Source organism: Arthrobacter sp. B1805 (assembly GCF_002929745.1).
Classification (GTDB): Bacteria; Actinomycetota; Actinomycetes; order Actinomycetales; family Micrococcaceae; genus Arthrobacter_D.
Genome location: NZ_PJIQ01000004.1, coordinates 168,200 through 191,536, shown reverse-complemented (window position 1 = coordinate 191,536; position 23,337 = coordinate 168,200). Strand labels below are relative to the sequence as shown.

The 23,337-nt window shown below is 68.5% G+C and carries 22 protein-coding genes; 15 read left to right on the top strand and 7 right to left on the bottom strand.

Annotation, left to right across the window (positions count from 1 at the left end):
• Positions 1-72 precede the first annotated feature (72 nt).
• Positions 73-4,158, top strand: coding sequence for a DUF4011 domain-containing protein (locus tag CXQ96_RS06400; protein WP_104117192.1), 4,086 nt, complete (start codon positions 73-75; stop codon positions 4,156-4,158).
• Between the two features lie 34 nt (positions 4,159-4,192).
• Here the strand turns inward: CXQ96_RS06400 and CXQ96_RS06395 are convergent, their stop codons facing one another.
• From CXQ96_RS06395 to CXQ96_RS06385, 3 genes are all read right to left on the bottom strand, one after another.
• Positions 4,193-4,864 (bottom strand): RcpC/CpaB family pilus assembly protein, encoded by a 672-nt coding sequence (locus tag CXQ96_RS06395; RefSeq protein WP_104117191.1) that lies wholly within the window; start codon positions 4,862-4,864, stop codon positions 4,193-4,195.
• 108 nt (positions 4,865-4,972) lie between these two features.
• On the bottom strand, positions 4,973-5,308 hold the full coding sequence (locus tag CXQ96_RS06390) for an FmdB family zinc ribbon protein (protein ID WP_104117190.1): 336 nt from the start codon (positions 5,306-5,308) through the stop codon (positions 4,973-4,975).
• Positions 5,309-5,419: 111 nt separating this feature from the next.
• On the bottom strand, positions 5,420-6,073 hold the full coding sequence (locus CXQ96_RS06385) for a 5-formyltetrahydrofolate cyclo-ligase (RefSeq protein ID WP_181036379.1): 654 nt from the start codon (positions 6,071-6,073) through the stop codon (positions 5,420-5,422).
• A 56-nt stretch (positions 6,074-6,129) separates the two neighbouring features.
• Between CXQ96_RS06385 and galU the strand changes: the two genes are divergently transcribed.
• The 4 genes from galU (at position 6,130) to CXQ96_RS06365 (ending at position 10,129) form a co-directional block, all read left to right on the top strand.
• Positions 6,130-7,032 carry a UTP--glucose-1-phosphate uridylyltransferase GalU gene (gene galU / locus CXQ96_RS06380; protein WP_104117188.1) on the top strand — a complete coding sequence of 301 codons (903 nt, stop codon included), beginning with the start codon at positions 6,130-6,132 and terminating at the stop codon, positions 7,030-7,032.
• Positions 7,033-7,038: 6 nt separating this feature from the next.
• On the top strand, positions 7,039-7,668 hold the full coding sequence (locus tag CXQ96_RS06375) for a GNAT family N-acetyltransferase (protein WP_104117187.1): 630 nt from the start codon (positions 7,039-7,041) through the stop codon (positions 7,666-7,668).
• A 272-nt stretch (positions 7,669-7,940) separates the two neighbouring features.
• The gene (locus tag CXQ96_RS06370; RefSeq protein ID WP_146070835.1) at positions 7,941-8,783 is read left to right on the top strand and encodes a hypothetical protein; all 843 of its coding nucleotides are present in this window, start codon (positions 7,941-7,943) and stop codon (positions 8,781-8,783) included.
• 62 nt (positions 8,784-8,845) lie between these two features.
• The gene (locus tag CXQ96_RS06365) at positions 8,846-10,129 is read left to right on the top strand and encodes a phosphotransferase (RefSeq protein ID WP_146070834.1); all 1,284 of its coding nucleotides are present in this window, start codon (positions 8,846-8,848) and stop codon (positions 10,127-10,129) included.
• Between the two features lie 42 nt (positions 10,130-10,171).
• Here the strand turns inward: CXQ96_RS06365 and CXQ96_RS06360 are convergent, their stop codons facing one another.
• Positions 10,172-11,044, bottom strand: a complete 873-nt coding sequence (locus CXQ96_RS06360; protein WP_104117184.1) for a metal-dependent hydrolase — start codon at positions 11,042-11,044, stop codon at positions 10,172-10,174.
• A 34-nt stretch (positions 11,045-11,078) separates the two neighbouring features.
• Entirely contained in the window at positions 11,079-11,561 is a 483-nt protein-coding gene (locus CXQ96_RS06355; protein ID WP_258058906.1) for an Lrp/AsnC family transcriptional regulator, read from the bottom strand.
• Positions 11,562-11,729: 168 nt separating this feature from the next.
• Here CXQ96_RS06355 and CXQ96_RS06350 point away from each other — a divergent pair, with 168 nt between their 5' ends.
• The 9 genes from CXQ96_RS06350 (at position 11,730) to CXQ96_RS06310 (ending at position 20,544) form a co-directional block, all read left to right on the top strand.
• Positions 11,730-12,971, top strand: coding sequence for an MFS transporter (locus CXQ96_RS06350; RefSeq protein WP_104117182.1), 1,242 nt, complete (start codon positions 11,730-11,732; stop codon positions 12,969-12,971).
• 96 nt (positions 12,972-13,067) lie between these two features.
• Complete coding sequence (locus tag CXQ96_RS06345; RefSeq protein WP_104117181.1) at positions 13,068-14,054, top strand: N-acetylglucosamine kinase; 987 nt, start codon at positions 13,068-13,070, stop codon at positions 14,052-14,054.
• A gap of 288 nt (positions 14,055-14,342) precedes the next feature.
• Complete coding sequence (locus CXQ96_RS06340) at positions 14,343-15,461, top strand: ABC transporter ATP-binding protein (RefSeq protein WP_104117299.1); 1,119 nt, start codon at positions 14,343-14,345, stop codon at positions 15,459-15,461.
• A 2-nt stretch (positions 15,462-15,463) separates the two neighbouring features.
• Positions 15,464-16,159: an ABC transporter permease gene (locus tag CXQ96_RS06335; protein ID WP_104117180.1), complete on the top strand. Its 696-nt coding sequence runs from the start codon at positions 15,464-15,466 to the stop codon at positions 16,157-16,159.
• Positions 16,159-16,905, top strand: coding sequence for an ABC transporter permease (locus CXQ96_RS06330; protein WP_258058905.1), 747 nt, complete (start codon positions 16,159-16,161; stop codon positions 16,903-16,905). Before CXQ96_RS06335 ends, CXQ96_RS06330 begins: the two co-directional genes overlap by 1 nt.
• A complete protein-coding gene (locus tag CXQ96_RS06325; protein WP_104117179.1) occupies positions 16,902-17,870 on the top strand; it encodes an ABC transporter substrate-binding protein in 969 nt (322 codons plus the stop codon). Before CXQ96_RS06330 ends, CXQ96_RS06325 begins: the two co-directional genes overlap by 4 nt.
• Positions 17,871-17,962: 92 nt before the next feature.
• On the top strand, positions 17,963-19,180 hold the full coding sequence (locus CXQ96_RS06320) for a pyridoxal phosphate-dependent aminotransferase (RefSeq protein ID WP_104117178.1): 1,218 nt from the start codon (positions 17,963-17,965) through the stop codon (positions 19,178-19,180).
• Between the two features lie 74 nt (positions 19,181-19,254).
• Positions 19,255-20,079 (top strand): PPK2 family polyphosphate kinase, encoded by an 825-nt coding sequence (locus tag CXQ96_RS06315; protein WP_104117297.1) that lies wholly within the window; start codon positions 19,255-19,257, stop codon positions 20,077-20,079.
• Between the two features lie 90 nt (positions 20,080-20,169).
• The gene (locus CXQ96_RS06310; protein WP_104117296.1) at positions 20,170-20,544 is read left to right on the top strand and encodes a VOC family protein; all 375 of its coding nucleotides are present in this window, start codon (positions 20,170-20,172) and stop codon (positions 20,542-20,544) included.
• 39 nt (positions 20,545-20,583) lie between these two features.
• Here the strand turns inward: CXQ96_RS06310 and CXQ96_RS06305 are convergent, their stop codons facing one another.
• Positions 20,584-20,820, bottom strand: a complete 237-nt coding sequence (locus CXQ96_RS06305; RefSeq protein WP_104117177.1) for an exodeoxyribonuclease VII small subunit — start codon at positions 20,818-20,820, stop codon at positions 20,584-20,586.
• 124 nt (positions 20,821-20,944) lie between these two features.
• On the bottom strand, positions 20,945-22,240 hold the full coding sequence (gene xseA / locus CXQ96_RS06300) for an exodeoxyribonuclease VII large subunit (RefSeq protein ID WP_258058904.1): 1,296 nt from the start codon (positions 22,238-22,240) through the stop codon (positions 20,945-20,947).
• Between the two features lie 199 nt (positions 22,241-22,439).
• On the opposite strand from xseA, the gene CXQ96_RS06295 reads away from it, so the two are divergent.
• Positions 22,440-23,282 (top strand): hypothetical protein, encoded by an 843-nt coding sequence (locus tag CXQ96_RS06295; protein ID WP_104117176.1) that lies wholly within the window; start codon positions 22,440-22,442, stop codon positions 23,280-23,282.
• The last annotated feature ends 55 nt before the right edge of the window (positions 23,283-23,337 follow it).

Sequence of the window (23,337 nt, the reverse complement as noted above, 5' to 3'; positions counted from 1 at the left end):
AACCTACTTCGGTCCGCCCGGGCAGCGTTGCTATCCGCAGGGACCGTCCGCTTTTCGGATAGCTTGGAAGACATGCCAATCTGGTCGAGATCAGCACGTGACAATGCAGGGAAGAAGGCCGTCGTGCCGGAGCAGGACCAGCGGGATGCGGCAGCGACGCCGGCGGATCAGCTGCAGGAGGACCAGCGGAGCACCGGGACCGGCCAGCAGGATGCTGCCGGGTCCGAGGATCGGTCGTCGGCGCAGGACTTCCTCGTTCCGTGGCTCGAGGGCCTCGGTGCGCAGGCGAGCGGGGACACGCTGCTCCACTTCCGGCCGTCGGCCGGCACGAGCATCGACCTGACCCACGCGCACCCCTCCGGGCTCGCGCAACTCCTCGCCGGTCGCCGGACGCGTCTGTCGACGCTTCTGCGGGACCCCGTCCAGTACAGTGCGGCCAAGGCGGCCGCACGAGCCCTGCGGGCGAAGATCTTCGAACTCGGAACCGAGCGCGGCATCGACGTCGGATACCTCGCCGCCGGAACGGCGTCCTGGCGATCGGTGGACGATGCAGGACGTTCGGAGACATTGAACGCACCGGTGCTCCTCACTGCTGTGTCACTGACGGTGCATGCCTCACAGGACGACTACGAACTGCAGATCACAGAGCAGGCCCGGATGAATCCGGCCCTCGTGCGCCACCTGCGGGACCACCAGGGCTTGCAGGTGGACCCGACCGGCATCGCCCGGCTGGCCTACGGCACCGCGCGCTTCGATCCCTACCCCGTGCTCGAGCGCATGCGGGTCCTGGCGGACGGCGTCCGCGGGATGTCCGTCGAGCACCGGATCCTCGTGTCGACATTCGCCGACCTCGCAGGCGTCAAGGGCGATCCGGCACTCCGCCCCGAACACCCGGTGCTCGCTGCCCTCATCGCGTCGGCGCGGGGAGACGCAGGGGCAGCTTCGGTCCTTTCCGGGGCAGCGGACGGACTGTCCTTCCCGCCCGCGGACGAGCGGGATCCGGCGCACGAGCTGCTGATCCTCGACGCGGACCGGGCGCAGCAGGAGGTCCTGGACCTCGCCTCGGCCGGCGTGAGCCTCGCCGTGGCCACACCGCCGGGAACGGGGCAGACACAGACCGCGCTGAACGTCGTTGCGCGGGCGGCCGCTGTCGGCAGCCGCGTCGTCGTCGCGGCCGAGCGCCGGGGCACCCTCAACGAGTTGGTGCAGGATCTCGACGGGCTGAATCTCGGCTCACTCGTGCTCCAGCTCGGCAGTCAGACCGGTCCCGCGCAGCTGCGGGAGGCCGTCATCCGTGCCCTGGTGCGGAACGAGAAGGCGACGGAGCCGCACCTCGAATCCCTGCACTCCACGTTGACGGGTCACCGCCACCAGCTCATGGAGCACGTGCGAAGCCTCCACAACGTCCGGAGCCGCTGGGCGTGCTCGCCCTATCAGGCCATGCAGTCCCTCGCCGGCCTCACGGCCCTCGACCCTGCGCCTTCCACCACGGTGCGCCTCAAGCGCAGCGTCCTCGACTCGATCGCTGATCGCAAGGAACTGAGCGAGCACCTCCGGCGTGCAGCGGAACTGGGTAGCTTCAGCAAGGCCTCGACCGAGAGTCCCTGGTACGGCGCGCAGCTGCTCAACCGCAAGGAGACCGAGCACGCGCACGGTCTGGCGCAGCAGCTCTCGACGGAGATCCCCGACCTGCGGAATCGGGTGCAGCGCGTAGCAGAGCATTCGCACATCACGCTCGGCGCGACCTTCAGGGAGTGGGGTGAGCAGCTCGAGCTCCTGGTGGCGGTGCGGGGGAGTCTCGACAAGTTCACGCCCGACATCTTCGACCGACCCGTGACCGACCTGATCTCGGCGACCGCGCCGTCATCGTGGCGCAAGGAACGCGACATCGAGATGAGCTCGATGACGAGGTCGCGGCTCCGGCGCGTCGCCAAGGAGTACATCCGGCCCGGCGTGCACATCTCGGACCTCCACACCTCCCTTCTCGAAGTGCAGCAGCAACGCACGTTGTGGACGCGCTACGCGCTGACCGAGCGGCATCCCTCGGTGCCGACCGGACTCGCCGAGATCCACGCGTCGTATCAGGCCGTCGAGGCCCGCCTCGCGGACCTGACCGAGATACTGCGGCCCACGTCACGGCACCCGGACCTCGCGTCCCTCGAACTGGACGGGCTCGAGGCGATCCTGAGCGGCCTCGCATCGGACCGGGAGACCCTGGAGACGCTGCCGGAGCGCACGCTGCTGCTCGACGAGATGCGTGAGCAGGGGCTGGGTGAACTGCTCGCCGACCTCGCAGCCCGCGAGGTTCCTGCGGAAGGGGTCGGCCCGGAGTTGGAGCTCGCCTGGTGGCAGTCCGCTCTGGAGGCGATGATCAGCGGTGACGACTACCTCGCCATGTCCGACGGCGCCAGCCTCCGCAAGCTCGAGGCCGAGTACCGTCTGGCGGACAACGCCCACATCGCGTCCGGCCCTGCCCGGATCCGCTGGACGCTCGCGGAACGGTGGCGGAACGCCGTGGCGGATCACCCCGACGATGCCGGCCGCCTGCGGCAGGAACTCAAGGACGGCACCCTCACCCTCGAGGTCTTCGCAAGCCTTCACCGGGACCTGGTCGCGGCACTGCTGCCCGTCTGGGCCGTGAGCCCGCTGACGATCAGGGGCACCGTTCCCGAGGGCTACACGTTCGACACCGCGGTTGTCCTCGACGGTGAGTCGATGTCCCTGCAGAGTGCGGTGCCCTGCGTGGCGCGCGCGGCGCAGGTCGTCGTCTTCGGCGACGATCGCCTCGCCCACCCCACCCGCTTCAGCATCGAGGTGCAGGCCGCCGACCGGGCGACGACCCTCGAGCCGCTACCGAGTGCATTCGACTCGTTGCGCGAGGTACTGCCGGTCCGCGGGCTGACAGAGGTCTACCGGGGGGTCGATCGCGGTCTCGACACGTACCTGAGCGAATCGTTCTACGACGGGAAGCTCTCGCGACTGCCGCAGGCCTCCGAAGTGACGGGTGAGGGTCGAGGGCTCGTGGTCGAGTACCTGCCCAACGGCACCGGCATGCCGAGCTCGGAGCACGACGGCGTGGAGAGCGTCGACGTCGAGGTGAACCGCGTCGTCGAACTGGTCTTCGACCACATCCGCCGCCGCCCGAGCTTCTCGCTCGCGGTCGTGACGGCGAGTGCACGGCATGCAGCGCGCGTGGGAGAGGCGATCCGCCTGCAGATGGCGGAATTCCCCTGGGCGGCCGACTTCTTCACACCGCGCAGGGAAGCCTTCCGTGTGGTTCCCGTCCAGCGAGCCGGTGGGTTGGTGCGCGACGACATCATCTTCTCGCTCGGCTACGGACGGACCCCGCACGGACGTGCACTGCATTCCTTCGGTCCGTTGTCCGGCTCCGACGGTCGCAAGAACTTCGTCATGGCCATGACGAGGGCGCGGCGCCTGCAGCATGTGCTGACGTGCTTCGAGCCCTCCGACCTCGATCCCGACCGCCTCACGACGGGGGCGCTGGACTTCTTCGAACTCCTGCAGCGCGAACTCGGGGGCGACGGGGGACACAACGCGGTCAGGTCAGGCGGCAACGAGGATCCACTGGTTGCGGATCTGGTGGACCGCCTGAGGTACCGTGGCGCGGACGTGTGGGACCACTACGCAGGCGTCCTCGACATCGTCGCGGTGCGGCCTCCGGGCGTCAGTGTCGAAGGAAGTGCCGACGGCAGCGCTGCGACGGTGTCGGACGAGCGCCCGGCGCCGCTCGCGATTGAATCCGACGGTACAACCCGCTACGGGTCGATGTCCGTGAGGGAGCGAAGCCGCCTCCGACCCCAGGTCCTCGAGCGTATGGGGTGGCGCTACATGCCGTTGTGGACGATCGAGGTGTTCACCGATCCCGATGGGTGCGCCCAGCGGGCTTCGGCCCTCATCGGCCTCCCCCCGCGTGAGATGTCAGAGCAGCCGCGAACGCGAAAGGACGCCGCCAGGATGCGGAAGGACGAGCAGCACCCGGGACGTGGCATCATCGTCGGCCGTGAAGCAGGAGCAGCAGAGGATGCCTCTCCTGCGCTTCCGACGACCGCGGGCGAGGACGACCCCCGAACCTGGGGCGACGCCGAGGAGAATCACGACGATTGGCTTCAGGAGCAGCGTCCCCCGCACTGGGGCTGATCGCGTCGACGCTCCTCCCGTGAGTCCGCCGGGCTCACGGGGCTGTTCTCAACACGAGGTGGACATCCCCTGAGCTCGACGCTCCGGCGAGCGCAGCGGCTTCCTTCGCTCCGGCGGCGACGACGACGAGTCCGGCGTCGTCGTCGGCCCCTGGCCACGTGCCTCCCGAGCCGCCCGGAGCAGCCCACACGACCGGGACGGAGCGAGCGAGGACCGTCGATTCCGACGCGACGTCGTAGCCGTTGCCCGTACTCAGGATGACGTCGACGATCTGACCCGGGGCCAGGAGCTGGACTGTGGCCGGATCGGCCGGCCTGATGGGCACGGCGACAGTTCCCGGCGCGGTACCCGTCAGCAGGCCGTCACCCACGAGCGCCGTCGGTGGAATCGGCGACCCCTGGGACAGGGGAGCAGCCAGCTGCTGGCCGACCACCTGGGACCGGTCCTGGTAGGCGGGCCCGCCCATCGCTTGTTCCGGAAGGTCGATGAGTGCGACGTCGGCGTCGCTCAGCACCTTCCCGACGGGGAGGTCGTGTGCAGCGCTGACGACGGTGGTCGTTGCGTAGTCCTCACCCACGGCGGCTTCAACGGCGACACCCGCGGCGGCACTGAGCAGCAGGCAGGCGATCAGGCGCCTGTGTCGCTGGATGCGCCTGCGCAGGCGATACCGGATCGGGGGGCGTCCGGCGTGATTCGTCTGGTTCATGAACCGACCGTAGGCCGGGCCTCCGCGTGCGTGGTCCTGCGATCAGGCGTATGTGGACATCAGCGCGCCCGACGCGGTGGCGACGTAGGGAAGTTCCTCCCCGCACCTTCAGGAGGAGGCGGTGCCTCCACCGCTCGGGGTGGCCGAGGAGGTTGACGGGGAGCTCGACGAGGAACCCGTGCCCGCCGAGGAATCGGAGGTGACCTTGGCCTTGGTACCCGAATCGGATGTCGCAGACGACGAACCGGCCTCCACGCTGGTCTTGGTGTCCCTGGAATCGTTGCGGTAGAAGCCAGTCCCCTTGAAGACGACGCCGACGCTGTTGAACTTTTTCCGCAGGGCGCCGCCGCACTCGGGGCATACCGTCAGCGAGTCGTCGGAGAACGACTGCTGGATATCGAAGGCGTGGCCGCAATCCTTGCAGGCATAGGCGTACATCGGCATGGAAATCCTCCTGGACGAACGTCGTGGACCCGGATGGCTCTCTGGACCGTCGATTGGCACTCTCCGGGGTCGAGTGCCAGTCTACACCCCGAGCGCGGGCGCCGTGTCCGACTATCGTGCGTCGCGGGTCCTGTCGAAGCGCAGCAGGCCGTCCGCGGTGAACGCTCCCGTCAGCGGCTGATCGTAGGGCTCTGTCGGGATCACTCCGCTCGGCAGTATCTCCGAGCGGTAGACGACCCCGAGCCGGGGTACGGCTCCGGGCTCGTCGACGGGATGCCGGGCGAGGAAGCGGTCGAAGTACCCGCCGCCCTGGCCGATGCGGTTGCCCTCGACGTCCACCCCGAGCGCTGGGACCAGGATGAGCGCGACCTGCGGGGCGAGGTCGCCGAACCGACGGCGTGGACCCACAGGTTCATCCACCGGGGCTCGCACCGAGCGCTCGAGGGCGATGCCGGGAGTCCATGCGGCCCAGGACAGCTCGTAGGCGGGTTCGCAGATGGGGACGACGACGCCGAACCCTAGCCGGTGCAGTTCCCCGAGGAGGGAAGCGGTGCGTGGCTCGGGGTCGACGCCGAGGTACGCGGCGACGGTGGGGCGGGGGGTGGCGCCGGCGCTGTCCGCGAACAGTCGACCGACATGCGCGACCACGGCCTCGCCGAGGGCGTCCGACTGGTCCTGCCGCTCCGTCGGATCGAAGGCGGCGCGTGTCGTCCGCAGTGAGGCGCGCAGGCGGGCCTTTTCCGTAGCACGGCGGGAGCGTGTCATTCCACCATTGTGCTCGCTGCCTCGCGAGTCCACGCCCATTATGTAGTGTGGTGCCCATGACTTTGCGATCACGTGTGACGAAGGCCGTTATCCCCGCGGCCGGCCTGGGAACCCGTTTCCTTCCCGCAACCAAGGCGATGCCGAAGGAAATGCTTCCGGTCGTCGACAAGCCGGCCATCCAGTACGTCGTCCAGGAGGCCGTGGACGCAGGACTGTCCGACGTCCTGATGATCACGGGGCGCAACAAGCGGGCGCTGGAGGACCACTTCGATCGTGTTCCTTTCATCGAGCAGACCCTCGAGGCCAAGGGTGACCTCGACAAGCTCGCCGCCGTGCGGCGCCCGTCCGAGCTGGGCGACATCCACTACCTCCGCCAGGGGGACCCCAAGGGCCTCGGCCACGCGGTCCTCCGGGCCAAGCTCCACGTGGGCGACGAGCCGTTCGCGGTCCTGCTCGGAGACGACCTGATCGACGAGCGTGATCCCCTGCTGGAGACGATGATCGAGGTTCAGGCCAAGACGGGTGGCTCCGTGATCGCCCTCATCGAGGTCGATCCGCAGCAGATCAGCGCCTACGGCTGCGCCGATATCACCGAGCTGGACGGGGAGGACCACGTCCGCGTCAACCAGCTGGTCGAGAAGCCCGCCGTGGAGGACGCGCCGTCGAACCTCGCCGTCATCGGGCGTTACGTGCTGCACCCCCGGGTCTTCGAGGTCCTGGAGACCACGCAGCCCGGTCGGGGAGACGAGATCCAGCTGACCGACGCCCTGCAGACCCTGGCTGCGGCCGAGGGAGAGGGCTCCGGCGTCTACGGGGTCGTCTTCCGTGGCCGTCGGTACGACACGGGTGACAAGCTGAGCTACCTGAAGGCGGTTGTCACGCTGGCGTCCGAACGCGAGGATCTCGGACCGGACCTCTGCGCCTGGATCAAGGACTTCAGCAAGAACATCCCGGACTGATCCGCCGTGTGGTCGGCAGCCAGCTGGCCCGTGACCCTGAGGGCTGGTTCGCTGGTCCTCAGGCCCATTCGCCACAGGGACAAGGCGGCGTGGACTGCGTTGCGACACCGCAACGCCCGCTGGCTGGCCCCGTGGGAGGCGTCGAACCCCGACCCGGAGGGCTTCCTGCCCACCTATCACCAGATGGTGCGCTCGCTGACGGCACAGGCACGGGCAGGAACGGCGCTTCCGTTCCTCATCCTCGAGCAGCAGCCGGGCTCGGGCCACGAGCGCCTCGTCGGACAGTTGACGGTCTCGGGCATCACCTGGGGTTCGGCGATGACGGCGACGCTGGGCTACTGGGTCGACTCCGAGCGGGCCGGGCGGGGGATCGCGCCGACCGCGGTGGCTCTTGCTACCGACTACTGCTTCGGTGACCTCGGGCTGCACCGTATGGAGATCAACATCCGTCCGGAGAACCGTGCGAGCCTCCGGGTCGTGGAGAAACTGCACTTCCGCGACGAAGGGCTGCGCCCCAGGTATCTGCACATAGCAGGTCAGTGGGCAGATCACAGGAGTTTCGCCCTCACGGCGGAGGAAGTGCCCCGCGGTCTGTTGACTCCGTGGCTCGAGGGCAGTCCACCTCGCCTGGGGTGACCTGCCTGGGGTGACCTGGATGTCCAATGCCCTGAAGGGCATATTCGATCACGACACACCCGTGCCAATGCCGCGCCCAGCGGGCGATTGCTCCTACGGTTCTAGATGTGGTCTTCTCTCTGGATAGTTCGTTGGTACTCGCTGCAATCGTCGGATTGTGGCTGGTGTGGGTAGCCCCGTTCGTCCTCCGCGCGAACGTGCCGGCCACAGCCGGAACCGCGGCTCTTCCGCGGAATGCCTCGACTCGCGGCGCGTGGGGGAGCGCGATGGCAATGACCCAGCCTGAGAGCGCGCCGCGTCGCTGGTGGAGCATCCAGGGAACCCACTCCCCGGCGTTCCAGGAAGTGCCCGCGCCGGCGCACCCCGGCGTGTCCGCACCCACGACGTCGTTCACGCCCCGCTGGGGACGCATCGCCGTTGCGTTGGTGGGGCTCATGGCGTTGGTCGCCGTACCCGTCACGCTGGTTCTCGCGGCGCTGAACGTCGTGTCCCTGCTCGTTCCACTCGCCTGCGCCGCACTGACTGCCGCCGCCGTCGGGGTGCTGAGGTTCCTCGCCATCCGATCCCGTCGGGCACGCATCAACAACGCTTTCGCCGCTGCGATGGCGCCCGTGCGCACCACCGCACCCGAGACATCCGGTACATCCCAGACTTCGGAGATGTCCGAGACGACCGGAACCGCCGGTCGCGCTGCTCCACAACGTCCCACGGCACTGTTCGACGCCGAGGACCAGGCGGTTCGGCCGCTGACGGCGATGGAGCTTCGCACAGCAGCCCTCGCAGTAGCTCACGGAGCCACCGCGGTGTCGGTGCACAGCGGGATCCAGGCGGTCACCGAGGAAACCGCTACGCAGCCCGCCGGAGCAACAGCCTGGGCGCCGGTCGAGGTCCCGCGTCCCACCTACGTCGACTCGGTGAAGGCCGAACGCCAGGCCCCCGCTCCACTCGATCTGCCCGAGGCACCGAAGCCCTCGTCGAAGACCCCCATCAAGGCCGCGGAGGCTGCAGCACGGAGCGCATCGGCGACAGCCGATCCCGCAACCACGACCTCCGGGTCCGCTCCCGCCACGGGGCGCATCAACCTCGACGACGTGCTGCAGCGACGCCGAGCCTGAGGCAGCGGTGCCAGGGCCCGGCGCCGTCGCCACGATGGCCGTAACCGCTGCCTAGCCACCGCATGAGGTCCAGGGAAGCGCGCATCATGCGCGAGCAGGAGGCCATCACCTACCTGGAGTCGGATGCGCCCGGCGAGCTCCTGCGGAAGGTGCTCGCCCCGGACGGCTGGGGCCTCGTGTCCTGGCAGCTCGGACCGGTGCATCATCGGCCCGGTGCCGGGGTGACGGGGGTCTTCTCGATAGCGGTGCAGCCCGCTCCCGGCGGACGGCGTCGCAGCGTCTCTCCTTCCGTACCGACCCACGCCTGCATCACCTCGAGCGCACCTCCGGGACTGAGCGGCCGCACCGTACTTGCTCATCGTCAGGGCACCCAGGAATTCTTCGTCTGGGTGCATCCCGCCGATCCACTGCTGCCCGGGCTTCCCCTTGCACTGGATCCGGCGGGCATGACCCGGTGGGCGTTCGGTCCGCAGCATGATCCCGCGGACACCGTCGTCGAACTAAAGAGCTACCGGCCGCTGAGGCGGGCAGTCGTCATGGCGCGGAACGGCGACGACGCCCGTTACCTTAAGGTGCTGCGCCGGAACGCGGCCGTGCAGTTGGCGGAGCGGCACAGGATGCTGCAGTCCGCGGGCGTTCCGGCGCCGGTGCTCGCAGGCGAACCGGTGCAGGACGTCGTCGCGATGCACGCGGCCGCGGGGACTCCGCTCGCCGAGCTGCTCATGCGCGACGGTGCCGCCGACGTCGATCCCGAGGCGCTCGTACAGCTCCTCAGGTCGCTCCCGCCTGCCGTCCTCACGCTGCCGGTACGTCCGCCATGGGCCGCCCGCGTGCGCGACTACGGCGAAGGCGCGGTGGCCGTCCTTCCGGCCGAGGCGGAGCGCATCCGTCGGCTCGCGCACGGGATCGACGACGCCGTCCGTGCCAGTGAGAGCGGCCCCCTGGTCCCTACGCACGGCGACTTCTACGAGGGCAACCTCCTCATCACCGGCGCTGCCGTATCGGGTGTCCTCGATGTCGACGCGCTCGGACCGGGCCGCCTCGTCGACGACCTCGCCTGCTTCCTCGGCCACGTCGCCGTCCTACCCGGCCTGCACCACGGTTACGTCCACGTGCCTCAGGCCCTGGTGCGCTTCATGCGGGTCTTCGACCGGCACGTGGACCCCGCCGCGCTGCGCAGTCGCGCCGCCGCCGTAAGCCTCACCCTCGTTGCCGGAGCCCGGAGCCGCCCCGGGGACGAGGGCGGCATGACGGAGGCGCTGTCCCGACTGGAGGTGGCGGAGCAGTTCCTTGCGGAGGCGCGGTCGCTGGGCGCCGGTCGGCCAGGCAGGGCCGGCGAGCGCTGATGTCGGCGACCCCGTGCCGGCCCGAGGGCTCGAACGCAGGCCTCAGGCCGGAGAGGGCACGTCCACGCGCGTCTCCATCCGCAGGACCGGTGTCCCGTCGACGTCGGCCAAGTCCAGGTGGACGGACACCGCGACGCCCGCCAGCGACGCCAGGTGCGTCCCGCCACAGGGGATCTCGGCCTGCTCGCCGGGAAGGTCGCAGATCCACCGCCGCCGATCAGTGAGGCCCGGCCCGTCCGCGCCGATGGTTATCGGTGCGCCCGTCGACGTCCAGACGGCGAGCGTGGCGTTGACGATGGAGGCTGTGGCGTCGGTGTCGAGGCCCTCCGTACCGAAGCCCTTGCGGCGCAGGGACTTCCCCAGGCGGTACCGGTCGACCGAGCCGAACTCGCCGATGACGGTGGTGTCGATCGCCAGGGCGTCGAAGTTCGGGGCGCCGAGAGCATCGGGTGCCGCGTCCTTCTTCCAGCGCCCGGCGAGCGCGCGGTTCAGGGCCAGCGAGGCGAGATGGCACCCCGTGTGCCCCGCGGACAGCGCGGCCCGGTGTGCCGCGTCCACACGTACGACGACGTCGTCGCCTTCCGCGGGCCCGTCGCCGTCGAGGAGGTGCACGACGACGAACGCCCATCCGTCGGTGCCCTTGCGCACGGGCGCCTCCCCGCCCAGGTACAGCGTGGTCCCGTCGGTGGCTCCGACCACGCAATCGACCACGGGCCAGCTACTCCCGTCGGCAACCAGCTCGCCGCGGTCCGGTCCCTGGTCGGGCCAGGCGTGGTCGACAGGGTGGAACGCGGTGGTGTCGAGCAGGACCGCGCGTCGACCGTCGTCGCGAATCTCGACGTGGATCACGCGCGAGGCCGATCCGACGGCTCCCTGGGGATAGGTGACGAGGGTGTCGGACGTCGGCAGAACCATGGGAGCTCCTTGTGCTCGGGCGTGCTGGGGCGGGTCAGGCGTCGGCCGGCAGCTGCGCCAGTCGTTCCAGGAGGGGTTCCGTGCGGTAGGGGATGTGCTCGTGCAGGGCGAGCACCGTCTCGGTGCGGATGACCCCCTTGATCTTGAGCACGGAGCGCAGTGCGACCTGCAGGTTGTGCGTGTCCGTCGCCGCGACGCGGCACCACACGTCGCCGCGTCCGGAGATCTCGTGGACCTCCAACACCTGGGTGAGGGTGCGCAGCCCGGCGATGACGCCATCGAGTTCGCGGTGCGACACTTCGATGGTGATGAAGGCGATGACGTCGTAGCCCAGGGCCTCGAGGTCGATCTCGCGTCCGCTCCTGCGGAGCGTCCCCGCCCGGAGCAGCCTGCGGATCCTGCTCTGCGCCGTATTGCGGGCCACGCCGAGGAGTTCGCTGAGCTCACTGACCTGGGCCCTGGGGTCCCGCACGAGCTCGAGCAGCAGGCGCATGTCGAGGTTGTCCAACTTGCTCACGGAGCTCACTTCCGGTCAATCGGCGCTGCCTGTGTTGCGCATCCTGCGCAAAATATCCGTCCCGTCCTGCTAGACGGTGGCACTCAACCTCATCCTATAGATGTCCGGGCGGAAGAGCGCGCGGAAGAGCCATAGTCTGAGCGCGTGCGAGCAAGGAGAAGCGGTGGGATGAGCGTCATCAACGAGCTCCGGATGAAACCGTCCTCCGCTGAGCGCCGCAGCTGGGACGCGTCCCTGGCGGTGCGGCTCGCGCTCGCGGTGACGGTGATCTCGACGCTCCTGATCGGGGCCAACCTCGCGACGCCCATCTACCCGCTCATCCAGGCGGAACTCGGGCTGACATCGTTCGCCGTCACGGTCGCGTTCGCCTCCTACGTCGTGGCGCTGATCGTCGGGCTCGTCCTGGCTGGGCACTGGTCGGACTACATCGGGCGGCGCGCCGCGCTGGTCCTCGCCGTCGTTCTCGGACTGCTCGGCGCCGCCCTGTTCGGGTTCGCCACCTCATTGCCGATGCTGGCCGCCGGGCGAATCCTGCAGGGTGCTGCCGTCGCCCTGGCCACCGGCGCGAGCGCCGCCGCGCTCCGGGACCTCCTTCCGACCCGGCCGGACTGGGCATCCCGCTTCACGCTGATGGCCTCCGCCGGGGGAGTGGCCGCAGGGCCGGTGATCGGCGGGCTCCTCTCGCTCCTGCCCACTCCCACGAGGACGCCCTTCCTCGTCTACCTGGTGGTGCTCGCGAGCCTTCTGGTGCCTCTCGTGCTGCTCCGTGCGCGGCCGGCGATCAAACCCGGGGCCCCGGACAATCCGTTGTCGGCACTGCGACCCAGACGTCCTGCGGTATCGCCGGACGCGCGACGGTCCTTCTGGACGGCGTCGTCCGTCGGCTTCCTCAGTTTCGCGGTCTTCGGCTTCACGCTGAGCCTTGCTCCCACCTGGTTCGCGGGAATAGCCGGTACGTCGTCGCGACCGCTCATCGGCCTTCTCGCGGCCCTCGTGCTCGGCTCGTCCGCCGTCAGTCAGCTGCTGTCACCCCGCGGACGGTTCGTGGTGCCGCTGGGCCTCGCGGGCATGGCCGTGGGGGTGGGCCTCCTGCCGGTCGCCGAGGGTACGGGCAGCGTTTCCCTGCTCGTCGCAGCCTGCGTCGTTGCCGGTTTCGGGCAGGGCATGGCCTTCCGGGTGGTCTTCAACGAGGTGTCCGTGAAGGTCGACCCGGCCCTGCATGCCCAGACCGTCAGTGCCGTGTACGTCATCACCTACCTCGGCAGCGCCGTCCCCGTGCTGGGCCTCGGTGCCGCCGCCGGGGTATGGGGGCTGAACGAGTCCGTCACGGTGTTCGCGGCGGCTGTGTCCGCCGTGTGCGCGGTGCTCGCCATCGGTTCACTGATCGTCCGCCGCCGAGCCGCCCGGTAGGCGGGCCACTCGGTAACGTGCCCCTCAGTAGGCGGGCCGCCCGGTCGGTCCTCGGGGTCCGACCCGGACGGGTTCCGCTGTTTGTAGGCTGTAGGCATGTCGAACACGCCCGCGCACGAGTCCCTCCCGACCATCCGAGCCGGCAGGAACGGGAAGGACGGAGCGCTCGGAGGAGTCGGAGGCAACGGTGACGGAGCGGTCGTCGTCGGGCTCGACATCGGCGGTTCCAAGACGCACGGTGCGCTGTGGGTCGGCGGCACGCTCGTCCGGGAGGCACGCGCGGGGAGTGCGAACGTGCAGAACGTCACTCCCGCGGAAGCCGCCCGTAACCTGCGGGCATTGTTCGAGGAACTCCTGCCGCCCATGCAGGCGCACGGTGTCGGCCTCGTCGTCGCTGGATCCGGGGGAGTGGACACGGCAGCCGATGCCGAACGCCTTCGGGGTCTGATCGCCCCGAACACGCCGAACGCCGCCATCGACGTCGTCCATGACACACGGCTCATCCTCGCGGCGGGCGGTGCACGAACCGGCATCGCGGTCATCGCCGGAACGGGGTCGGTGGCCTGGGGCGTGGGGGATGACGGCAGGGAAGCCAGGTCGGGCGGCTGGGGCTACCTCCTCGGGGACGAGGGCAGCGGCTACTGGGTGGCGCGTGAAGCAGTCCGTCGTGCGCTGCATCGGCACGACCTCGGGATGCGTCCCGATACGCTCGACACGGCCGTCCTGGCGCTCAACGGAGTGGATACCGTGCCGGAACTGATCGGACTCTTCCACTCAGGAGCGGGGCGCACGTACTGGGCAGCACAGTCCCGGGCGGTGTTCGACGCCGCACGGGACGGACACGAGGACGCCGCGGCGATCGTGGACCGAGCGGCAGCAGACCTCACGCGCCTCGTGCTCGATGTCGCGACGGTGATCGGAGTACCTGGTCCGATCGTCCTGGGCGGAGGGCTCGCGATGCACCAGCCCGACCTGCAGGCCCGCCTCCGGGCCCGCCTCACCGCCGAGGGCGTGATCGAGGTCGTGTTCCTCACCGAGGATCCGGTCATGGGGGCGAAGTTCCTGGCCGGAGGGCGGGCGTAGCCGGGCCGGGACCGTTTCCGAGCCGGGCACAAGGTCCACCCGGGGGCGGGTGTCGCAGTGTGACGCAGCCGCGACCCATATGAGGCCTTGTCTGCTCCGAAGTCATGGTTAGACTCAGAACCTCCGACAGCTTGAACTGACCGCTGAGCGCCCCGCTCATCGACCACTCGGACGGCAAGCCGGAACCGCATCATGTGCGGCCCGCGGGTGTAGCCCGGCCGAGAAGCTCCTGCCACGAAAGGCACAGCTGCCATGACTTCCACCGAGCAGGCGTCCAGCCAACATCCCATGATCGAGTTCCGCCACGTCACGAAGACGTACGACGGCGGGCGCCCCGCGGTGAACGATCTCACCATGGCCATCGACAGGGGGAGGATCACGGTCCTGGTAGGGCCATCGGGCTGCGGCAAGACGACGTCCATGCGCATGATCAACCGGATGGTGGAACCGACGTCGGGCCAGGTGTTCCTCGACGGGCAGGACGTCTCGCAGCGGAATGCCGCGGAGTTGCGGCGCTCGATGGGCTACGTCATGCAGGCCTCGGGCCTCCTGCCCCACAGGACCGTGCTGGACAACATAGCGACCGTGCCCCGGCTCAACGGGGTCGGCAAGGCAGACGCCCGCAAACGGGCGCAGGAATTGCTCGACGTCGTCGGCCTCGCGTCGGACCTCGGCCGGCGCTACCCCGGCCAGCTGTCCGGCGGCCAGCAGCAGCGGGTGGGTGTCGCTCGCGCCCTCGCAGCGGATCCGCCGGTGCTGCTCATGGACGAGCCCTTCAGCGCAGTGGACCCGGTGGTGCGCGCCGAACTGCAGGAGGAACTGCTGCGACTGCAGCGCGACCTCGCCAAGACGATCGTCTTCGTCACGCACGACATCGACGAGGCGACGATCCTGGGCGACAAGGTGGCCGTCCTCGCCGTCGGGGGGCGGCTCGCCCAGTACGCCACTCCCGAGGAGATCCTGCGCGTGCCGGTGGACGACTTCGTGGCGTCCTTCGTGGGAAGGGATCGCGGATTCCGCCACCTGTCCTTCCAGCCGGGGGACCAGGTCGTGATCCACCCGATCGAGACCATCGAGGTGGAGCGGCTCGGGGATCCGACGGTCTCCGTACGGTCGCCCTGGACGCTGCTCGTCGACGCGGACGGTCGTCCCCACGGCTGGATCCCGCAGGCCCGGCGTGAAAGCATCACGCAGCAGGCCGAGGCCGTTCCCGGAGGTTCCCTGTATACGCGCGGCGACACCCTGCGCCGCGCGCTGGATGCCGCGCTGTCCTCGCCGTCGGGCCTGGGCGTAGCGGTCGACGCCGACGGGCGCGCCCTCGGGGTGGTGAGGGCCGCGGAGGTCTTCGAGCTCATCGAGGCTGCCAGGCTCGACCGCGGGCGCGCCGATCACAACACGGTGGTCTGAGCGTGGACTGGTTCCTCGGCAACCTCGACTACATCTGGCTCCACGCACGCCTGCACCTGTTCCAGGCGATCGTGCCGCTTCTGCTGGGCGTCCTCGTCGCCGTGCCGATGGCGCAGGTCGCGCGGCTCAACCGCACCGTCGGATCGGTCCTGCTGACCGGCTCCTCCATCCTGTACACGATCCCGTCGCTCGCGATGTTCGTGTTCCTCCCCGTGGTCCTCGGTACGAAGGTGATCGACCCGATCAACGTGATCGTGGCGCTGTCCATCTACGCCTTCTCCCTGCTCGTCCGCTCCACGCTGGATGCCCTCAACTCGATCGACGACGGCGTCCGGCAGGCCGCGGTCGCCATGGGCTACAAGCCCATGCGCAGGTTCCTGACCGTCGACCTCCCCCTATCGCTGCCCGTGCTGTTCGCCGGACTCCGCGTCGTCTCGGTCACGAACATCTCGCTCGTGAGCGTCGGTGCGCTCATCGGGGTCCCGAGCCTCGGCACGCTGTTCACCGACGGGCTCTTCCGGTCGTTCCCGACGGAGATCGCCGTCGGCATCGTGATCATCCTGCTGCTGGCTCTCGTCATGGACCTCGTGCTCGTGCTGGCCGAGCGCCTGCTGACGCCGTGGACGCGCAGGACGGCCGCCGGCGCGAAGCCGGCACGGGACACCGTGGCGCTCGAGGCGAGGGTGGCAGGAGCCTGATGGACTACTCGAGCAACAATCTCCTCATCCAGATGTGGGAGTGGCTGACTGCTTCCGAGAACTGGGCGGGGGAGCGCGGGATTCCCACGCGCGTCGTCGAGCACCTCGGCTACACCGGGCTGACCATGCTGATCGCACTCGTCATCGCCGTACCGATCGGTCTCTACGTCGGCCACACGGGGCGGGGCCGCATCGTGATCGTGTCCGGCGTCGGCATACTGCGTGCCCTGCCGACCCTCGGCATGGTCTTCCTGTTCGTGCTCCTCGCAGGGCTCGGGCTCATGCCGCCCATCTGGGCGCTCGTCCTCCTGGCCGTCCCCCCGCTGCTGAGCGGCATCTACGCCGGCATCTCCTCGGTGGACCGTGCGGTGGTCGATGCCGCGCGCAGCATGGGCATGAGCGAGATGCAGATCCTCTTCCGGGTCGAAGTGCCCAATGGTCTGCAGGTCATCCTCGGGGGTGTACGCGCCGCCGTGCTGCAGGTCATCGCGACCGCAGCCGTCGTCGCCTTCATCAACCTCGGCGGCCTCGGGGTCTTCCTCGTCGAGGGAACACAGCTAGCGGACTACGGGCGCCTCTTCGGCGGCGCCGTGGTCATCACCGTCCTCGCGATCGCCGTCGATCTGCTCATGGGACTGCTGCAGAGAATCGCCATCTCGCCTGGGCTGCGCACGTCGGGCCCCGGGAAGGCACAAGGATCTGGCCGGCAGAAGGCCGTCGCCAGTGCACAAGGAGGAACACCATGAAGAACCTGTCAGCACAACGCGCCGGTCGGCGCGCTTTGATGGGACTGGCTGGCGGCCTGACGGCCGCGCTGGCGTTGACTGCCTGCGGTGCCAACAGGGAACCCCAAGGACAGCCGGAGGAGACCGCCACCCAGGCGAGCGGCTCCGTCGTCGTCGGTTCAGCTGACTTCGCGGAGAGCCAGATCATCGCCGAGATCTACGCCGGCGCGCTGAATGCAGCCGGTGTCGAGGCCACTACCAAACTCAACATCGGCTCCCGCGAGATCTACTATTCCGCTGTCGAGGACGGGTCGATCGACATCATCCCCGATTACAGCGGCAACCTGCTGCTGTTCGCCGATCCCGATGCGACCGCCGAATCTGCCGAGGACATCGTCGCGGCGCTCCCCGAGGCATTGACCGCGAAGTCGCCCGATGTGAAGCTCGGCGTGCTCGAGCCCTCCAAGGCCGAGGACAAGGACGCACTCGTCGTCACGGCGGCGACAGCCGAGAAGTACAACCTCACGTCCATCGCCGATCTGGCAGAGGTCTGTGGCGAGATCACGATCGGCGCTCCCAGCACGTTCCAGGAGCGCGCCTACGGCCTGCCCGGCCTCAAGGAGAAGTACAACTGCGAGCCCGGCGGCTTCGAGGCCATCAACGACGGCGGTGGAGACATCACGCTGCAGGCACTGCTGAACGACGACGTGCAGGCAGCCGACATCTACACGACGACGCCGTCGATCGCCGACAACGACCTCGTGGTCCTCGAGGACCCGGAGAACAACTTCATCGCCCAGCAGGTGCTGCCGCTGATCAATACCGAAACCGTGAGCGAGGAGGCCCAGAAGGTCCTCAACGAGGTGTCGGCGCAACTGACCACCGAGGACCTGCTGGCACTGAACCGCGAGGTCAGTGGCGACGAGAAGCGGAACCCCGCCGACGCCGCCGCCGACTGGCTCGCCGAGAAGGGGCTCGCGGGCTAGTACCGCCGCACCGGAATCCGTGGGAAGGCCGGGGCCCGTTAAGCCGCATTTCGATGCCGCGTAACGGGCCCCTGCTGTGGCATCCTGATCCAATGGCCACCTACAAGCAGTCGGAAAAGCTCCGTAACGTCCTCTACGACATCAGGGGGCCGCTGCTCGAACACGCCATGACCATGGAGGCCCAGGGCCACCGCATCCTCAAGCTCAACATCGGCAACCCGGCCCCGTTCGGCTTCGAAGCACCGGACGCGATCCTGGTCGACATGATCCGCAATCTCCCGAGGTCGCAGGGCTACAGCGACTCCCGCGGTATCTTCTCCGCGCGTACCGCCGTCGTGCAGTACTACCAGAGCCGCGGCATCAACTCGATCGATGTCGACGACGTCTATCTCGGCAACGGCGTCAGCGAACTCATCACCCTCTCGATGCAGGCCCTTCTCAACGCGGGCGACGAGGTGCTGATCCCGACGCCCGATTACCCGCTCTGGACGGCGTCCGTTGCCCTTGCCAGCGGCACTCCCGTGCACTACCTGTGCGACGAGGACAACCACTGGTGGCCGGACCTCGAGGACATGGCGTCGAAGATCACGCCCAACACCAAGGGCATCGTCCTGATCAATCCGAACAACCCGACGGGCTCGGTGTACCCGAGGTCGATCCTCGAGGGCATCGTCAGGCTCGCGCGCGAGCACGGGCTCATCCTGTTCGCGGATGAGATCTACGAGAAGATCCTGTACGACGACGCCGTCCACATCAACGCGGCGTCGGTGGCAGGGGACGACGTCCTGTGCCTCACGTTCAGCGGCCTCTCGAAGGCATACCGCATCGCCGGATTCCGTAGCGGCTGGATGGCGATCTCGGGGCCGAAGCGCGACGCGGCGAACTACATCGAGGGCATCAACCTCCTCGCGAACATGCGATTGTGCGCGAACGTGCCGGCCCAGCATGCCATCCAGACGGCCCTCGGCGGATACCAGAGCATCAACGACCTGATCCTGCCGGGCGGGCGCCTCAAGCAGCAGCGCGACAAGGCCGCCCAGATGCTCAATGCGATCGAGGGCGTGAGCTGCGAGGTGGCGCAGGGCGCCCTGTACCTCTTCCCGAAGCTCGACCCCGAGGTCTACCCCATCAAGGACGACGAGAAGTTCGCCCTCGACCTCCTGAAGCAGCAGAAGATCCTGATCTCGCACGGCAGCGCCTTCAACTGGATCGCCACCGATCACTTCCGCATGGTCACGCTGCCCAGCGTCGAGGTCATCGAGGACGCCATCGGCAGGCTCGCCGACTTCCTCTCGACCTACAAGCCCTGACCCGACGGGACGTTCTCGACAGCACTTCGACAGCAGGAGGAATAATGGCACCGAAGACCGACAGCTCTGCCGAGATGCGGCGTCTTCTCCTGGCCGGACCGGACTTCTCGCTGGACGCCGTCGACCCTCGCTCCACCCCCGGGTTCGACGGCGGGAAGAAAGCAGGCACGGCCGCACTCGCGGCCGGCGCGAAGGCGCTGTCGGGGCTCCAGGAGAAGCTGTTCGCCGAGAGCCGGGCCGGAAGCGAGATTTCAGTCCTCCTCGTCCTGCAGGGCATGGACACGTCGGGCAAGGGCGGCATAGTCCGGCACGTGGTGGGACTCGTGGATCCGCAGGGTGTGCAGCACCACGCATTCAAAGCGCCGACGGACGAGGAACAGAGCCATGACTTCCTCTGGCGTATTCACAGGGAGCTTCCCAAGCCCGGCATGATCGGTGTGTTCGACCGATCACACTACGAGGATGTGCTGATCCACCGGGTCCGCGGACTGTCCGCACCCGAGGAGATCGAGCAACGGTACGGCGCGATCAGGTCCTTCGAGAACGAAGTGGTGGCATCGGGCACCCGGGTGCTCAAAGTCATGCTGCACATCAGCAAGGACGAGCAGAAAGCCAGACTGGCGGAAAGGCTCGAGCGCCCGGACAAGTACTGGAAGTACAACCCGGGGGACGTCGACGAACGCGGCTACTGGGATCAGTACCAGGAGGCGTACCAGCTCGCGGTCGAGCGGACGAGCACGCCCGACAACCCCTGGTACGTAGTGCCCGCAGATCGGAAGTGGTTCGCCCGGCTCGCCGTCCAGCACCTGCTCACCGCGACACTCGAGGACATGCAGCTGACCTGGCCACGCGCTACCTTCGACGTCAAGCTGGAGAAGCAGCGGCTCTCTGCGTCCTGACCATCGTGCCGTCGGTACGGTCAGGAACAAGGACCGAACCCGTCCGCGATACCTCCTAGGGTGGAGGCACCGGACACGACGGAGGTACACATGCACTGGAAGATCGAACTCATCGCACTACCCGTCAGCGACGTGGACAGGGCGATCGCTTTCTACCGAGACAGGGCGGGATTCACCCTGGATCACGACCACCGGGTCGAGGACGGGCTTCGCTTCGTCCAGTTCACGCCGCCCGGGTCCGCCTGCTCCATCGCATTCGGCGAGGGAATCAGCACCATGGCGCCCGGATCGCTGCACGGGATCCAGGTGGTCGTGGACGACGCCGCCGGGGCCCGCAAGGAGTTGCTGGACCGAGGAGTCGAGGCGAGCGAGGTGGACGTGCAGCCCTGGGGTAGTTTCGTCTACTTCGCCGACCCGGACGGAAACCAGTGGGCGTTGCAGGAGCTGCCTGTCCGCGCGGACTGACCCGCGGGTCATGGCGCCGTGCTGCCCGCCGACAGGGCGCTACTGGCCCTCGGCCTTGTCCCGGGCAGCCGCGAGCCGCGCCTTCGCGCCCTCCAGCCATGCCTCGCAGCGATCCGCGAGGCTCTCGCCACGTTCCCACAGCGCCAGCGATTCCTCGAGGCTCACACCACCCGCCTCGAGCCGAGACACGACGGCCACGAGCTCCTCGCGGGCCTGCTCGTAGGACAGTGCGGCGACGTCTGCCTGTCCCGGTTCCGGCTGGTTGGTCTCGGTCATTTCGTTGTCCTCATCTGTTGGTGGCCAAGGTGTTCCGGCCGGAATCGTTCGAGGTGTGACCGACGGTGGCGAACCTGCGGCCGGACACGCCCGGGATCCAGGTGGAACCCGGGGAACTCCGCCCTCATGGACGGGGTTCGCCGTCTGACAGGCTCTGGGCGACTGCCCCGAACCGGCCGCCGGCTACGCGGATTCTCAGGGCTTCCCCGCCCTGTACCTCCTGCGGATTCGTCACGACATGACCGTCCCGTGTCTGGACCACGGCGTATCCGCGGTCCAGAGTCTTCTGGGGCGAAAGCGACCTGACACGCTCACGCAGGTGATGAATCGAATCCGCCTCGCGCTCCACGGCAGCGGTGGTGCACCGCAGCGCCCGCGACCTCAGGCGCCCGATGTCGGCCTCACGGACGTCTATCATCCCCTCGGGCTTGGACAGCGACGGCCTGGAACGGAGATTCGCGAGGCTCTCGGTCTCGCGGTGGACGAGCACGCGGATCGATCGCTCGAGGGCAGCACGAGCCTGGCCTATGCGAGCCAGCTCCTCGGACACATCGGGCACCACCCGCTTCGCTGCGTCCGTCGGGGTCGACGCGCGGAGGTCTGCCACTTCGTCCAGGAGCGGGCGGTCCGCCTCGTGCCCGATCGCGCTCACCACCGGAGTGATGGCAAGCGCAACCGCCCGGACCAGGGATTCGTCACTGAAGGGGAGGAGATCCTCGAGCGCCCCACCACCGCGCGCGATGATGATGACGTCGACGCGGGGATCTGCGTCCAGCGCCGCGAGCGCCGCGGTCACCTGGGCGACGCTGTTCACGCCCTGCACCGCGACCTCCCGTACCTCGAATTCGACGGCGGGCCACCGCAGGGCCGCGTTACGCATCACGTCCTTCATCGCATCGGAATCGCGACCGGTGATCAGGCCGATCCGATGAGGGAGGAGGGGGAGCTGCTTCTTGCGGTTCGCGGCGAACAGCCCCTCCGCCGCCAGCGCCTGCCTGAGTCGCTCGATCCGCGCCAGGAGGTCCCCGATGCCCACAGGCCGGATGTCGATCGTCTGCATCGACAAGCGACCCGTCTTGACCCAGAAGTCCGGCTTCAGGCGGGCCACCACCCGCGACCCGCGGTCCAAGGGGGACGAGACCCGATCCATCACGGTTCCGTACACGGACAACGACAGAGAGACCTCCGAATCGACGTCCCGCAGGGTGATGTAGCACATGCTCGATCGACGGTTGAGTTCGATGACCTGTCCCTCCACCCATGCCGCAGGTGCACGATCGATGTGGGCCTTGAGCTTCTCGGACAGAAGATGCAGCGGCCACGGGGTTTCAGGAGACGTCTCGGCCGCCGTCGCCGGGACGGATGACCTCTGCTGCGGAATCTGGGCCATCGGCTGGGCGCGGCTTCCCTCGCTCGTCATTCCTGTCCTGTCCTTCGGGAGGCAACTGCCTCCGGTTCCGCACGTCGTTCGGGCATTGTCCATCTGTACCATCCCGGACCCACAGGCGCGGAGCCCAGCTTATGTCTGTGGAAGCCGCAGGGTGGTTCGCTGCCTGCTGGTTATGCCCGGCAACGCACTCCGGGCATAATCGTGCATCCGATCTCCATCAAAGGATTCCATGCGGACCCTCGTCTCTGCCCTCCTGGCACTCCTCGCCCTTGCCGTCGCTGCTGCCGGTCTCACGTCTGCTTGGATCGACGAGAACCTCGTGGAGGAGTCCGGGTTCGTGGCGCTTGCAGCACCGCTGGCTGACGATGCCGATTTCCAGGCGGCGCTCACCGACTCGCTGGCGCAGGAGGTCACGGCGACCACGGGGCTGCCGGAGCAGTTCGACTCCTTCGTCGAACCCTTGGTCCGGGACGCCGCGGGAGCAGTGACCGGCTCCTCCGGCTATCCGGCAGCATGGCGGGAGACACTGCGACTGTCCCATGCATTCACTTTCGCGCAGGCGCCCCAACCGTCCGAGCCGGCTCCGGCCATCCTGACCCTCGACGTCGGTCCGGTGGTGGGGCTCGTGGCGGAGAGCGTCAGCGAAAGCCTGGGGGTGGATGTGCCGGTGCCTGAGGACACCACGATCGACGTCGGATCCATCGAGCGTGGCGGGCTTCTGAGCGGTCTCGCCGATGGGGTGCAGAGCTGGCGGCTCTACCTCGCGGGAGCGGGAGTCCTGGCGCTACTCGCGCTCGTCATCGCACGGCGGAGGGGCACGACGCTCGCGCTGCTGGGTCTCGGCGTGGCCGGGCTCGGCGTGATCGGCTATCTCGCAGGAGAGTGGGTGCCGGGGATTGCCGCCCAGGCGCCGGGAACGAGTGCCATAGCCGACGTGTTCATCCGGGGACTTGCTGAACGAGCGGGATCGAACATCGCAGGCTCCAGCGTCCCTGTCATCGTCGCGGGATCGATCGCGGTCGTGATCGGCGTCGTTCTCCGGATCGGTTTCGAGCGTCGCCGTAGGGCCTAGCTCACAGCCGAGCAGCGCCGGAACACCCGGCCCGAACGTTGCGACCCGGTAGAAT